10 protein-coding genes are annotated in these 13888 nt (G+C 62.9%); 5 read left to right on the forward strand and 5 right to left on the reverse strand.

Features of this window, described 5'->3' with window-relative positions:
* Window positions 1-20: 20 nt before the first annotated feature.
* The 5 genes from AK36_RS28150 to tssF all read right to left on the reverse strand — a co-directional run bounded on the left by AK36_RS28150 (window position 21) and on the right by tssF (window position 6909).
* The gene (locus AK36_RS28150; protein ID WP_006482386.1) at window positions 21-479 is read right to left on the reverse strand and encodes a DUF1795 domain-containing protein; all 459 of its coding nucleotides are present in this window, start codon (window positions 477-479) and stop codon (window positions 21-23) included.
* 65 nt (window positions 480-544) lie between these two features.
* Complete coding sequence (locus tag AK36_RS28155) at window positions 545-988, reverse strand: hypothetical protein (RefSeq protein ID WP_034193885.1); 444 nt, start codon at window positions 986-988, stop codon at window positions 545-547.
* A gap of 43 nt (window positions 989-1031) precedes the next feature.
* Window positions 1032-1901, reverse strand: coding sequence for an ankyrin repeat domain-containing protein (locus AK36_RS28160; protein WP_045579752.1), 870 nt, complete (start codon window positions 1899-1901; stop codon window positions 1032-1034).
* Window positions 1901-4900, reverse strand: a complete 3000-nt coding sequence (locus tag AK36_RS28165; protein ID WP_034193887.1) for a type VI secretion system Vgr family protein — start codon at window positions 4898-4900, stop codon at window positions 1901-1903. Before AK36_RS28165 ends, AK36_RS28160 begins: the two co-directional genes overlap by 1 nt.
* Window positions 4901-5028: 128 nt before the next feature.
* On the reverse strand, window positions 5029-6909 hold the full coding sequence (tssF, locus tag AK36_RS28170; protein WP_034193888.1) for a type VI secretion system baseplate subunit TssF: 1881 nt from the start codon (window positions 6907-6909) through the stop codon (window positions 5029-5031).
* A 313-nt stretch (window positions 6910-7222) separates the two neighbouring features.
* On the opposite strand from tssF, the gene AK36_RS28175 reads away from it, so the two are divergent.
* From AK36_RS28175 to AK36_RS28195, 5 genes are all read left to right on the forward strand, one after another.
* Complete coding sequence (locus tag AK36_RS28175; protein ID WP_014725327.1) at window positions 7223-8428, forward strand: IS110-like element ISBma3 family transposase; 1206 nt, start codon at window positions 7223-7225, stop codon at window positions 8426-8428.
* A gap of 1061 nt (window positions 8429-9489) precedes the next feature.
* A complete protein-coding gene (locus tag AK36_RS28180; protein WP_052691598.1) occupies window positions 9490-10200 on the forward strand; it encodes a thioesterase II family protein in 711 nt (236 codons plus the stop codon).
* 100 nt (window positions 10201-10300) lie between these two features.
* On the forward strand, window positions 10301-11251 hold the full coding sequence (locus AK36_RS28185) for a UDP-glucuronic acid decarboxylase family protein (RefSeq protein ID WP_045579754.1): 951 nt from the start codon (window positions 10301-10303) through the stop codon (window positions 11249-11251).
* Window positions 11252-11458: 207 nt separating this feature from the next.
* Window positions 11459-12769 (forward strand): diaminobutyrate--2-oxoglutarate transaminase family protein, encoded by a 1311-nt coding sequence (locus tag AK36_RS28190; RefSeq protein ID WP_045579755.1) that lies wholly within the window; start codon window positions 11459-11461, stop codon window positions 12767-12769.
* Window positions 12770-12834: 65 nt separating this feature from the next.
* On the forward strand, window positions 12835-13845 hold the full coding sequence (locus AK36_RS28195; protein ID WP_045579756.1) for a TauD/TfdA family dioxygenase: 1011 nt from the start codon (window positions 12835-12837) through the stop codon (window positions 13843-13845).
* Window positions 13846-13888: the final 43 nt, after the last annotated feature.

Here is a 13888-nt window from a genome sequence, read left to right on the forward strand (position 1 = left end):
ATGGTGGTCCTCTGATGTTGTTATGCCGACTCTTGTTCTGCCGGACGGTAGCCGTCGAGCCAGTTGCGCCACAATGCGTCGAGCGTTTCGCCAAAGCTCTTCGCGCTCGATGCGGTAAAGATCAGCACGCGTCCCGGGGCAACGATGAATGCACCTTGGCGTTGAAAGACGGTCTTTGGACCATTCCGATAAGCAGCGTCGATGCGCTCCCCCGGCATTCCATCGGTTTCAGGCCCAAGCCGTTCAGCCTGGCGCGAAAGCACCCGGTGTCCCTGCAGCCTCGATTTGAGCAGCGCGATCTGCCGATCGATATACGGCGCAAGGGTCTCTCCGTCCTTGAGCCAGTCGCGTGCGACACTGAGGTTCGGCTGTGCGGCTGTATCGGCCGGCACGAACAGGTTGGTCGTGCGATCCTCGAAACCGTTCGGCAGAACGATGCTGCCTTCGTGAATCCGGATACGGTTTTCGGAATCCGTCATGCTGGTTCTCTCGTGATGTGTAGTTGTTGGAATGAGTGGAAATAAGCGTCCACTCGCGCCACCACTCATTTTCCTTGCAGCGCGACGGCGCTTTCCCGGCGCAAGCGCAAGCTGCCCGCGAGCAATACGACATGTGCGACGAGCCACGCGTAAAACGCAACGCCGTAGCCGGATATCGGCGTCGCATCTGCTTCGTTGAAGTACCACTTCGTCGTGAACAGTGAACAGAGCGCACACGCGAGCGCAGCTGCCGAAAACTGGCTCGCACGCGTATATCGGTTCCGGGCGAGCTGGACGGCCGCAACGACGTAGAGCGGATTGGCGAGCCATGCTGGATTGAGCATGAACAGTCCCCACCAGCCCTGGGCGAGAACCGACAGACCGCTGAGCGACGCTTCCTTTTCGAAATGCATCGCCGGCATCGTCAGCGAGAGGACGTACAGCACCCCGGATACGCCGAGGACCGTCTCTCGCCTGACGCGCGGCGGCGAATCAAAAACGTTCATCATTTCGCGAATCCATTGCACGACGCTTCAACCGTCACGCGTGCGTTCAATCCGTCTGGCCGGCCGGCGTCACGACCTTCTCGCCGCGCGCGCGCATCGCTGCACGTTGCGCCTTCGGATCGAGCGGCGGCCACGGCGCGCCGGCCGTGACGATCTTTCGGCGGATATCTTCGATGCGCGTACGCGCTGCGGAATCCGCAGCCGTATGGTTCTTTAACTCGTTTTGCAGCACCCACCCGTACGACACGCCGAGCTGGCTGGCAATCTTCGGATCCGCGCCGTGCGAGAGGAGGTAGTCGACGACGTCCCACTGCTGAATCATCGTCGCCTCGAAGAGTGCCGTCTTTCCGAGCGAATCACGAGCATTCACGTTCGCCTTGTGCTCGACCAGCAGCTTCAGCTGGGGCAGCAGCCGGTTCTCTGCAACCGCGAAGATCATCGGCGTGTCGCCGTTGTACAGCCAATTGGGATCGAGTCCGCTGTTCAACAACACGCGCAGAAGGTTGGGCGTATCGGCCCGCAATGCGACATCGACCACCGATCCACCGCTGCTGCCAACCGGGGCCTTCGGATCCGCACCGCTCTTCACGAGCACCGAAATGATCTGGTACCGCGGATTAGACGCATCGTTCTTGACCGGAACGATTTCCTGCACTGCGTACGACAGCAGCGTCGTGTTCTTCGCGCCGGGCGCATTCAGATCGGTCTTCGGCGCGAGTTGCTGAACCCGGCCGAGATCGCCGTCATGAATGGCCTGAGCCAAAGTGAGTTGCTGCCCCGAAAAGAAATCTTCCGGTGCGTAACGCTTGAAGCCAGTCATGTTCGTCCCTTGGGCTTGAGTGGGCCACCAGAGCGGCGAGGACACTCCAACGAGTGCGGCAATCGCGCCGGCGGTTATCGCTTTCTTGTATCGCATCAGTGAGAGGAGTTCAGTTGGGAGACCAGGTCGAGTTGATCCTTCGCGACCTGTTGGTTGATCCCGTTCGTCACGTCACCCATGAGGTGACGGCCGACCGTGGTCACGCTCTCACCATCGAGCGTGACGGGGCTACCAACAGCCTTGGGCATCAGCGCCGCCGTACCGTCGCTGATCGGCCCGAGTCGGCCTTCCTGCAGGCCGGTCAGGATATCGCCGTCGACGCGATAGGCCGTGATGTTGGCCGGCCGGGCGGTCCCGCCGTATTGTGCGACGGTCTCCGGATTGAGGCCGGCAGCATTGAAGGTCACCGCCGAACCGCCGCTGGCCTCGGCTGCAGCAGACGCCAGGCCACCGCCGAGCGAATGCCCGGTGAAATCGACGCCGGCCGACGCGCCCGTGGTCTCGATGTTCTTGCCGATCGTGACCGCATTGCGGTAATACGGCGCATCGGCGCCGAGCCCTTGTGCCATGTTGTTGCTCATGTCTTCGCCGAAGAGCTGCTGGGTTCCCTTGAACGCGACAGTCGGCTTCATGCTGTCGCCGAAGACATTCGGATCCGGGATATACATCTGCGACCCGAAGTTGCTACCGCTTTTCTCGAAGTCGCTCGGCTTGAGCCCGAAAGCCTTCAACGCTTCCGGATCGTTGGTCGCCATCTTCCACCCGGTCGGCGGCGGATCGTTCGGGTGATACACGTGATCCGCGAGTTTCGCCAGTTGCTGCGCCTTCAGCGAGCTCGCCAGCTTGGCCGCCGCCGCGCGCGTCGCCGGATCGGGGCTCGCCAGCCCCTTCGCGATCGTCGCCTGCTCTGCCGCCCACTCGAGCGCGAGCGCCTGTTCCGCGGATTGCGCACTGCCGCGATTCAAATGGATGACCGGCCCGTCGAGATAAATGCCGTTCGCGTTGATGACGATCGTTGACGGACCGAAGGTCAGCTTGATGCTGTCCGGCGTCATCGTCACGACGCCATCGCCGACACGATGCTCGATGCCGTCGCTCGCCTGATGGCTTTGCATGCCGGGTCCGGCCTTGCTTGCGATGGCCTTCGTATTGATCACGTTCGCCGTGGTGTCGCGCGTCAGCGCGATGGTTTCCTTCAGTCCGCCCTGCGCGATCTGCTTCGTCTCGCTGCCCTTGAGCAGCGACACCGTGCGCCCGCCGGCTTCGACCGTATGCGTTTCCGAATCCTTGATGACCGTGTTCATGTCTTTCTGCGCGTGCAGAAAGACTTCTTGCGCGCCGTTCACGTCGGAGAACCGCAGTTCGTTCGAGCCGGCGCCCTTGTGCGTCTGGCTCTTGATCCCCATCGTCTGCCCGGCAGCCCCGTGATAAGGGTTGCCCTGCTCGCCGTTGTAGACGCGGCCCACGATGACCGGATTGTCGGGGTCCCCTTGATTAAACGCGACCAAGACCTCCTGATTGATCCGTGGGATGGCGGCCGCCCCCCACCCGTCGCCCGCCCAAGGTTGGGACACGCGGATCCACATCGAATCCGAGCCGTCCAACTTGCCGCGGCGATCCCACAGAAAGTGCACCTTCACGGCACTGCCGTTCGTGTGAATTTCTTCGCCCTTGGGGCCGACCACGATTGCTGACTGCGTGCCGTGAATGACGGGCTTTGGTGTATGCCTGGGTGAACGATACGGAAACTTCTTCGGGAGCAGGGAAAATGTATTGCGGTACGGCAGTTTCGCGTTGTGTTCCGTGTAATCGTTCACGGCCTCATGACGAACGTGCAGGACTGCGTATTCCTGATTGTTGGCCATCACTGGATGGTTGGTCACCGTCACACTGCCTGCAGCGCTCATCCGCCACGCATAGCCGCTGCCCGTATACCGATGCGCGCTCGCTTCTTCTGCTTGCATCGCAATGCGTGCGTAACGGTCGCCGTCATCGCCGTGGTCGAATAACGACTGATGTTCGAAACGCTCTGTCGTTTCGAGCCCCGCATGCCGGAGATTCTCCGGCTCGGCCTGCGCCAGCATCAGCGGCGACGACGGGTTCTGGTGATTGAAGTCGCGAAAGGCGATCTTGCCCACACCAAAACGCCGACCTTCATGCAACTGGTCGATACCGTTGTCTTCACTCGCCGCGCTGGCGTTATACGGCAAGTTGGCCAGCCCGTCGATGGGGCGGAAAACGAAATTCGTATCGCCGATGACAAGGAAGTGCTTTTCCTTCTCGTAGCGGTGCGTCCAGATCAGGCCTTCCTGCTCCATCAGACGCGCACAGAAGTTGTAATAGGACTCCTGGTACATCACGATGTATTCGAGCGGCTTCTGCGCGGTCCGGATGTCGAACTCGAATTCGGTGAACCCGTGATCCTGGAAAATCTCGGTGAGGATGTCCTGAGCGGTCTTGTTCTGGAAAATCCGGCAGTCGGTCGAGCGCGTCAAAAACCAGAACCACGGTGCCACCGTCATTTGATATTGCGTCACCTTGCCCGGGTTGCCCGCCCGGTCGAACGATGTGACGTATCCGTCGAAGTAGCGAATGCTGTCGGCCCCGCCTGACGAGACGATGCGCTCGAGCGTGGATTGCCGGGCGCTTTGGTCGAATCGAATCTTGATCGGTTGCCCGATCAGCTGATCAGGCACCAGATCATGCTGGTGTGACAGTAAATCGAGGTGAATCTCTGGCAACCGATTGACATGTTCATCGATGACCGCGGTGCTGACCAGAAGCACGTCCGGACCGAGCGGCGAGTCGATGGTCACGTATCGATTGAGCTGAGTCAGTCGAGCAACGCCGCCGGCCGCATTGTTGAGCGCGTCCGCAATCGCGGCCGGCGTTTTGTTCATCAGCGAAAAACCGGTCTGCGCCAGCTGAACCGCGCGTTGCACGGTGTCGATATGACTTGCGACGCCGGCGAGCGGGCCAATCTGGCCTGCCACCGTGGATGCGACCGGCCCGGCAAGGCCGCCAAGCGCGCTCAGCGAGCCCAACAGATTCCCGCCGGAACCGGCCGGAATACCGCCATTCGGGGCGAAACTCATTTGAATTCCCTTTATTTTCGTCTCAGGTTCTGTCCCCAATTGGCTCACCAGCTTGAGGCCCCGCTACTGTAGGACAAAACGTTTGCCAGCGAAAGATACCTGAAATTCCTTTGCAATTTCCCTGCTGATCAAATAAGCGGTTGGGAACCGGCGCAGGGTTCACCGCGTCGCAGTACCGCACCGGTCTCTGCCGAGACCAATACGATTTGCACGAAGCTGGTGACTGGAACGTACGGGGAAAATAGTCGATCCATCACGCGCGCCAATCCGGCGAGACTGAATTGGACGAAACGCTGCTCGTCGATCACGAGCCGGACATCCAATCCTTGGACGAACGCTGAAGCCGGCTTGCCTGGCATCCAGCCCCGCACCCGCGCAGTCGAGAGCGACACGAGCGCGTCGAATCGCCGGCCGGCGTCGGGCGCGGACATGCCGAAGCGGGTGCACAAGCGCTTGAACTCATTGAGCCCGTCGGCGTTTAGCCGCGCTGCCTGCGGAACCAGCCACGACAGCAATTCCCACAGGTCGCCGCGGCGAAGAATCGGCGCGGGACTTGCACTGGGCTGAGCCAATAACTCGATCTCGTCACCCGAGTCCCCATCGCGCACGGCTAACCGGCGCTCGCGCATGTCCGCCAGGTTGCCATTTGTGCAAGACAGCGCGATGTCGAGCTGCCGCTGCGCGGCCGGATCAACGGGCTCGCCGCGGGCGTTCACAAGCGCGAGTTCCAAGCCACGCAATCCGGCTGCGCGCGCTCCAGTTGCATGTCTGCGCAGCGCTTCCTGTCCCGGCTTGCCGGGCTCGGAAGGCGGCTTCGGCGCGCGCCGGGCTTCGTCCCGCAAAACGATCCAATACGGGCCTGGAGCTGCGCCAAGCGCATGCTGCAAGGATTCGAAGGGCGGCAGAAGTGCGGCACCCTGGGCGGTCGTGATACGGACCTGATCAACTGACCAGATCTCGGTCGTGGCTGCGCTCTTCAGCGAAAACGGTTTCAGCGCATAGTACGCTTGCCCAGCCTTCGTTTCGATTGGCTCCGCATTGCTCGAGAACAAGTTGACTACTGGTGTGCAAAACAGCCGGAGATTGTCGGCCGACGCTGCAATCAATCGTTGGGCGCGACGTGAGTCGGGGTGGACGCCGGCAAGGGCCAAATGCAACGTGATCCGGCGCGCACCGCCCGCCAACCGTTTCAACCGCGCCAAATCCAGATCGAGGTTGTCAAATCGAGCGGGAAACGCGCCGTACTCCATCAACAAATGAAACGGAGCAGTCGTGTTGTCGCGAGGCGGCGGAAGCAGCGCGTCGGCATCGTCGAAACCTGCGGCCGCCAGCGGCATGTCCACCCGACGCCAGCGCCCGTTGCCGTCCAGTTCAACGAAGGCACGCGTGGCGTGCATCAGCACGCCGTCGGCGAGCGCAGCCACCACCTCCCTCTCTCCCGCCAAATGTATCCGCAGCATATCGGGAGCGATGGAGAACTGGGCCGACGGTGCCGTGAGCTCAAGGGTGAAAGACAAAATCCCCGTCGTGTCGGACGGCAGTGTCGTTTGCATCGGCGCGACGGTCGACGTCGCGTAACGTACAGCGGAAACGGTCAACGGCACCAACGTGACGTCGGCGGCAGTGCGGAACACCAAGCGGCTATTCGGCGCCACCAATTGGGTGCCGCGTGGAACTATTCGCGGCTCGGTCTGCTTGCTGTCTCGATCCACGCGGAATTGGGCCATCGCACAAGATGGAAACGGCCGCAGGAACGCTCCGTGGATTGTGTCAATCAATGCGTGAGTAAACTCCGGCACCTCATCTTCGAGTCGGATGTCGTGCCGAGCGCACATCAACGCGAACGATTGCAGCAGCCGTTCGACGTGTGGGTCATCCGAGTGCTCACCTGCCATCGCCAGGCGAGCCGCGATTTTAGGGTAATGCTGAGTGAACGCGCGCATCGAACGGCGCAGCAGCCCCAACTCACGCTCGAAGTGCGGTAGAAGATCCTCAGGTTCGATGGCCATACACTTTCCGGATGGTCACGCCGATCAGGTAATCGGTGCAGTGTCCAAGAGGTAGAGGGGACGATTTTAACCGGACGTTCGCCCCCGTTACTATCTTCACGCCCCGATAATCGGGGTTTTGGCCAGCCAGGCCCGGCATGATTCCCGCCCCCAGTCGCAGTCATGATCCGGGGGGTGTTGTCACCGGGCCTGGTGGGTGGCTGGTGATCGCTGATAGGGGTTTGGCCGGGATATCCCGACGCCGTCCGTAACGTGGATGCCGAGACTTGCCACCGTTGTTGCAGGCCAATCCGTTCACTCTGCAGAAACTTCGATGCAAGACACTCAACAACGTGACGCCGTCGATGTCTTTGTCGGCGTCGATGTCGGTAAGGGCCACCATCACGCCGTGGCACTCGATCGGAACGGTAAGCGCTTGTACAACAAGGCTCTCCCCAACGACGAGGCCAAACTGCGCGCCCTCATCGCCGAACTCAAGACTCACGGTCGACTGCTGTTCGTCGTCGATCAGCCTTCCACCATCGGCGCGCTTCCTGTAGCCGTCGCCCGCGCTGAAGGCGTACTCGTCGCCTATCTGCCCGGACTGGCCATGCGCCGCATCGCTGATTTGCACGCCGGCGAAGCCAAGACCGATGCCCGCGACGCCGCGATCATCGCCGCAGCCGCTCGCTCGATGCCGCATACGCTGCGCTCGCTTCGACTGGCCGACGAGCAACTCGCCGAACTCACCATGCTCTGCGGCTTCGATGACGACCTCGCCGCTCAGGTCACGCAAACCAGCAACCGCATTCGCGGGCTGCTTACCCAGATCCATCCGGCGCTCGAGCGTGTTCTCGGACCGCGCCTTGACCATCCAGCGGTACTCGATCTGCTTGAGCGCTATCCGTCGCCCGCCGCGCTTGCCGGCACCAGCGAGAAGACGCTCGCCAATCGCCTGACCAAGCTCGCTCCGCGCATGGGCAAAGGCTTAGCGGCCGAAATCGTTCAGGCACTGAGCGAACAAGCCGTGACCGTGCCCGGCACGCAAGCCGCCACCATCGTCATGCCCCGTTTAGCCCAGCAGCTTGCGGCATTGCGTAAGCAACGCGACGAGATCGCTGCCGAAGTGGAGCGATTGGTGCTTGCTCACCCTCTTTGGCCGGTCCTGACCAGCATGCCGGGAGTCGGCGTCAGGACCGCCGCCAGACTCCTGACCGAGGTCGCTCATAAGGCGTTCGCTTCGGCGGCGCATCTGGCGGCCTACGCCGGCCTCGCGCCGGTTACCCGACGCTCAGGTTCATCGATACGCGGTGAACATCCATCCAGACGCGGCAACAAGGTGCTCAAGCGCGCCTTATTCCTATCCGCCTTCGCGGCCTTGCGGGACCCAGTCTCACGGGCCTATTACTCGCGCAAGATCCAGCAAGGCAAGCGTCATAACCAAGCGCTCATCGCGCTCGCGCGGCGACGCTGCGACGTTCTGTTCGCCATGCTGCGCGACGGCACCATTTACCAACCCAAGTCAGTCCCTAACGCTTGACGAAACACATAGGGGCACCCCCCTTATCTCGAAATTATCGGGTTCGGCACACACAAAAAAACGGCCGTCCCATCGGGGCGGCCGAAATAGCTCCGGCGAATGAGAAGCTCGCCAGAACCTGAGAGGCCTTCATTATGCTCTATGCGGGGGAACGATCCGAAAAGGAGTCCTCGCGCACATCACAACTCGCACTTGCTTGATGCCGCGTGGCACGCGGCTATCTCACGCCAGTCGACCATCGCCAACCGACAGAAGCGGACCAGCTGCGGCGAATCGCTCCCACTCATATGGAAGGTATCAACTTGAACCGCACCGGATTTTGTGGAGGCTCGTATTCTTGAGAGAAATGGTATGGACGCCTCCCTCCCGCATCGTGAGGCGCAGTCCTTCGACATGAGCGAGCGTATAGCGCAAGATCACATGGATCTTCACGGCGAAGCGGAGGCATCTAGTAGCATTAGAACCTCGCCCGGGGACCTTCGGTTGCAGTCCAAAGCGGCAGATCGATCGTAGCGTTCCAGCCGGTTTCAACGTCACGCCACGGATCAACGTTTAGCTGCTCGTCTGGCTCGGTTAACTATCGCACCCAGACGAACATCACGAGCTCGCCGGAAGGAAGATCGGCGTCAGACCCAATCGACCCTCGGTAACTCAGAAGCCCCGCCGGCGCATCTCCAACGCTACGGCAACTGCGACGGGGCACTCCGCCCGTCCCGTTTTCCTACGACATACACCGACGCGCCCTCATGTTTAACTCATGCCGAACCGTATCGCGTGCATGCTGAAACCGAGCGGCACTGCGATCGAATCTTCATGAACTGAACGACCGCCTTCGCGACTTCAGGCGTATTCGCCATGCTGCCGTTGCAAAGCGCTGACGCCCCAGCAACCGGGAACCGAGCGAGACCCGCGCAGGGCAATCGCGCCGCTTTCCTGCCGAGCCGAAATCGCCAACGCATCGCGACGACAACAGCGAGTGGAACCTCAATGACGACATCCCGCCATCACGTGACTCCCCGCCGCGCGCGCAACGATACGTCCGAAGCAAGCTCCCCGCCCGCATGCGCCTGATCTGCTTCCCCTACGCCGGCGGCTCGGCCGCCGTCTATCGCCCTCTCGAAGCCTTGTTGCCCGGCATCGACGTATACCGACACGAGCTCGCAGGCCGCGGCAGCCGCTTGTCCGAGCCAGCCGCACGCGACATGTCGACGTTGATCGACACGTTGCTGCGCGACCTGCGCGACTGCTTCGATCGCCCGTTCTCGTTACTCGGCCACAGCATGGGCGCGGCGATCGCCGCGGAACTGGCGCTGCGGCTTCCCGCCGACGTGCGCCCGAACCTGCGCCATCTGTTCGTGAGCGGCCGCGCCGCACCGGGCAACGCGCGACCGGGTCGTCGCATGCAGGCGCTCGACGATCGCGCCTTCATCGACGCCTTGCACGAAATGGGCGGCACGCCGAAGCCCGTCCTGGAGAACGACGAGCTGATGGCGCTGCTGATGCCGGCCCTGCGTGCGGATTTCGCGCTGATCGAAAACTACCGGCCCGAGCCGGGGTGCCAACTGGCGGTGGACATCACCGCGTTCGCCGGCCGCGCAGATACGCATGCTCCGGTCGATTCTGTTGCAGGCTGGCGCGCCGCGACGGCCGGGCACTTCGATTTCCACGTCATCGAAGGCGATCACTTCTTCCTGCGAAGCGAAATGCGGACGATGGCCGGCATCATCGCGGCGCGCCTGCGGCACGCGCACTGCATCGCGTCGAACGCTTGAAACGCATCACCGGCCGATCGTCGCGATCGGCGAACGAAACGGCCCGCGCGCCCGATCGGCCCAGCCGCCGCCGGGCGCGCGAAACTTTTGGGGTGCCATTGTGCAAAGTAATCGAAAGCGAATCCTCGTAACAGGCGGCGCGGGTTTCCTCGGTTCGCATCTCTGCGAGCGACTGGTCGAACTCGGCAACGATGTGCTGTGCGTCGACAATTACTTCACCGGTACGAAGCGGAACGTGGCGGCGCTGCTCGGCAACCCGAGCTTCGAGGCGCTGCGCCACGACGTCACCTTTCCGCTGTACGTGGAGGTGGACGAGATCTACAACCTCGCCTGCCCCGCTTCGCCGATCCACTACCAGTTCGATCCGGTGCAGACGACCAAAACCAGTGTGATGGGCGCGATCAACATGCTGGGGCTCGCGCGACGCACGCATGCCCGCGTGCTGCAAACGTCGACCAGCGAGGTGTACGGCGACCCCGACGTGCATCCGCAGCCCGAGAGCTATCGCGGCAACGTCAGCCCGCTCGGCCCGCGCGCCTGCTACGACGAAGGAAAACGCTGCGCGGAGACGCTGTTCTTCGACTATCACCGCCAGCAAAACGTCCAGATCAAGGTCGTACGCATCTTCAACACGTATGGCCCGCGCATGCATCCGAACGACGGCCGCGTGGTGTCCAACTTCATCGTGCAGGCGCTGCGCGGCGACGACATCACGCTGTATGGCGATGGCAGCCAGACCCGCGCGTTCTGCTATGTCGACGACATGGTCGACGGCCTGATCCGAATGATGGCCACGCCCGCGGATCTCACCGGGCCGATCAATCTCGGCAATCCGCACGAGATCGCGGTCAGCGAACTTGCGCAAGTGATCTTGCGCCTGACCGGTTCGAAATCGCGGCTCGTGTTCCGACCGCTGCCGCAGGACGATCCGACCCAGCGCTGCCCCGATATCGGCCTCGCACGCACCCACCTCGACTGGGTGCCGACGGTCGGGCTCGAAGCCGGTCTGCGACGGACCATCGAATATTTCCGCTCGACTCTGCCCGCTTGATGCCGCGCATCGAAGCGACCGGACGACGACCGGCACGACGATGGCCTCACGCGGTGACGCGCGCAGCGCAATGTCCCATTTTTACGTGACAGACGCGCTATGGCGTCCATGCTCCAATCACACCGTGCCGTTACACCATTGGCGGAGATCGAGCGATTCTCGCGCGCCAGTGTTCCTCACTCCGTATCGCAAGCCGGATCTCCGCGCATGGAAAAACTCGAGTATCTGAAGCGTGTCGAATCGAAGGCGCGAACCTACGCGACCTCCATTCCGCGGCTGTTTACCCATGCCAAGGGCGTCCGCATACGCGACTCGGACGGGCAGGAATACATCGACTGTCTGTCGAATGCGGGCACGCTCGCGCTCGGACACAATCACCCGGAAGTCAACGAAGCCGTCATGCGGTTTCTGTCGTCCGATCAGATGCAGCAGGCGCTCGACCTCGGTACGCCGGCCAAGCACGCGTTCGTCGAGCAGCTGTTCTCGCTGTTGCCCGCCGCGCTCGCCAGAACCGGCAAGATCCAGTTCTGCAGCCCGAGCGGCGCGGACGGCGTCGAAGCGGCGCTCAAGCTGACCCGGCACCATACGGGCCGCTCGACGGTCATGGCGTTTCACGGCGCGTATCACGGGATGACGGCGGGCGCGCTCGCCGTGACGGGCAAGCTCACGCCCAAACCGGCCGGCGCCACCGGGCAGGACGTGCATTTCCTGCCGTTTCCGTATGCGTTCCGCTGCCCGTTCGGCACGGACGGATCGGCCACCGATCGACTGAGCATCAACTATATCCGGACCGTCCTGTCGGACCCGGAGAGCGGCATACCGAAGCCGGCGGCCGTCATCGTCGAGGTCGTGCAAGGCGAAGGCGGCTGCATCCCCGCCTCCGACGCGTGGCTGATCGAGCTGCGCGAGCTGACGCTGCGGCATGAAATCCCGCTGATCGTCGACGAAGTGCAGACGGGGCTCGGCAGAACCGGCGCGATGTTCGCGATCGAGCATTCCGGCATCCGCCCCGACGTGCTGGTGTTGTCGAAGGCATTCGGCGGCGGCTATCCGTTGTCGGTCGTGGTCTACGACGAGCGCCTCGACACCTGGCCGGCCGGCGCGCACGCCGGCACGTTCCGCGGCAACCAGATCGCGATGGTGGCCGGCCTGACGACCATGCAGATCGTCGAACGGGACGGGTTGTCGGCGCACGCCGAGCGCGTCGGCAAGCTGCTGCTCGCGGGCCTCGAGGCGCTGGCGCAACGGTTTGCGTGCCTTGGCCAGATCCGCGGCCGCGGCCTGATGATCGGCGCCGAAGTCGTCGCGCCGGGCAGCGACGGCCGCGCCGGCCCGGCCGATGGGGCGCTCGCCAAAGCCATCAAGCAGAACTGCCTGCGCAATGGCCTCGTCATCGAAACCGGCGGACGCAACGGCGCGGTGCTCAGGTTTCTGCCGCCGCTGATCCTGTCCGAGCCGGACGCCCACGAGGTTCTCAATCGCTTCGAGCATGCCGTGGAAACGGCCTGCCGCGCATAGCCGCGCCGCGGCGCGACCACGCATTCCGGCCGGCTGCGGCTCGGGTCCAGAAAGGAACACACACGATGCAGGGCATGACGGAACGCAAGCTGCTTGCCGACGGGAGTTCTCCGTGGCTGCTGGAACCTGCGTCGAACGAGCGCGATATCGCAGCGGCGGTGAATGCCAATCGGCCGGCACTCGAAGCGCGGCTACACGAGCACGGCGCGCTGCTGTTCCGCGGCTTCGACGTTTCATCCGTGAGCGACTTCGACGCGTTCGTCAATGCGGTTTCAAGCCACAAGTCCGACTACGTCTATCGCTCCACGCCGCGCACGTCGGTCGGCAATGGCATCTTCACGGCCACCGAGTATCCGCCGAGCGAGACGATCGCACTGCATTGCGAAAACGCGTATCAGCGCAGCTGGCCGCTCAGCGTGGCGTTCTGCTGCCTGACGCCGGCCGCGAGCGGCGGCGAAACGCCGATTGCCGACATGCGCGAAGTGACCCGCCGAATCGGGCCGCGGCTCCTGGACGCGTTCGAGACGAAGCAAGTCCGCTATGTCAGGCACTACCGCAGCCATGTCGACATTCCGTGGGAAACCGTCTTTCAGACGCGCGACCGCAGCCGGGTCGCGGCGTTCTGCGCGGACCACGACATCGCGTTCGAATGGCTCGACGACGACACGCTGCGCACCGTCCAGATCAATCAGGGCGTGGCCTACCATCCCGTCACCGGCGAGCGGGTGTTCTTCAATCAGGCGCATCTGTTTCACATCTCGAACCTCGAAGCCTCGCTCGCCAGCTCCATCGTCAGCCTGTTCGGCCTTGACCGCGTGCCGCGCAACGCGTGCTACGGCGACGGCCAGCCGCTCGATCTCGCCGACATCGAGCACGTCCGCAACGCGTTCCGCGAATGCGCGATCACGTTTGCGTGGCAACGAGGCGATGTCCTGCTCGTCGACAACATGCGATTCGCCCACGGCCGCAACCCGTTCGAAGGCGAGCGCAAGGTCGTCGTGTCGCTGCTCGACCCATACGCGCCCACCGCCACGCAACAACCGCACGCCGGCGATCACGCGCGCATTCCGCAATAGAAGCGCGGATCGATCGCCTACGCGAAACGCCGTGTCATTGGAT

The organism is Burkholderia vietnamiensis LMG 10929 (assembly GCF_000959445.1).
Lineage (GTDB): Bacteria > Pseudomonadota > Gammaproteobacteria > Burkholderiales > Burkholderiaceae > Burkholderia > Burkholderia vietnamiensis.

What these genes read in the sequence shown, in the direction of transcription:
- AK36_RS28190 (WP_045579755.1), top strand. Translation starts at nt 11,459, where the DNA reads ATGGAAAAACTCGAGTATCTGAAGCGTGTCGAATCGAAGGCGCGAACC.
- tssF (WP_034193888.1), bottom strand. Translation starts at nt 6,909, where the DNA reads ATGGCCATCGAACCTGAGGATCTTCTACCGCACTTCGAGCGTGAGTTG.
- AK36_RS28175 (WP_014725327.1), top strand. Translation starts at nt 7,223, where the DNA reads ATGCAAGACACTCAACAACGTGACGCCGTCGATGTCTTTGTCGGCGTC.
- AK36_RS28150 (WP_006482386.1), bottom strand. Translation starts at nt 479, where the DNA reads ATGACGGATTCCGAAAACCGTATCCGGATTCACGAAGGCAGCATCGTT.
- AK36_RS28165 (WP_034193887.1), bottom strand. Translation starts at nt 4,900, where the DNA reads ATGAGTTTCGCCCCGAATGGCGGTATTCCGGCCGGTTCCGGCGGGAAT.
- AK36_RS28195 (WP_045579756.1), top strand. Translation starts at nt 12,835, where the DNA reads ATGCAGGGCATGACGGAACGCAAGCTGCTTGCCGACGGGAGTTCTCCG.
- AK36_RS28155 (WP_034193885.1), bottom strand. Translation starts at nt 988, where the DNA reads ATGATGAACGTTTTTGATTCGCCGCCGCGCGTCAGGCGAGAGACGGTC.
- AK36_RS28160 (WP_045579752.1), bottom strand. Translation starts at nt 1,901, where the DNA reads ATGCGATACAAGAAAGCGATAACCGCCGGCGCGATTGCCGCACTCGTT.
- AK36_RS28180 (WP_052691598.1), top strand. Translation starts at nt 9,490, where the DNA reads ATGCGCCTGATCTGCTTCCCCTACGCCGGCGGCTCGGCCGCCGTCTAT.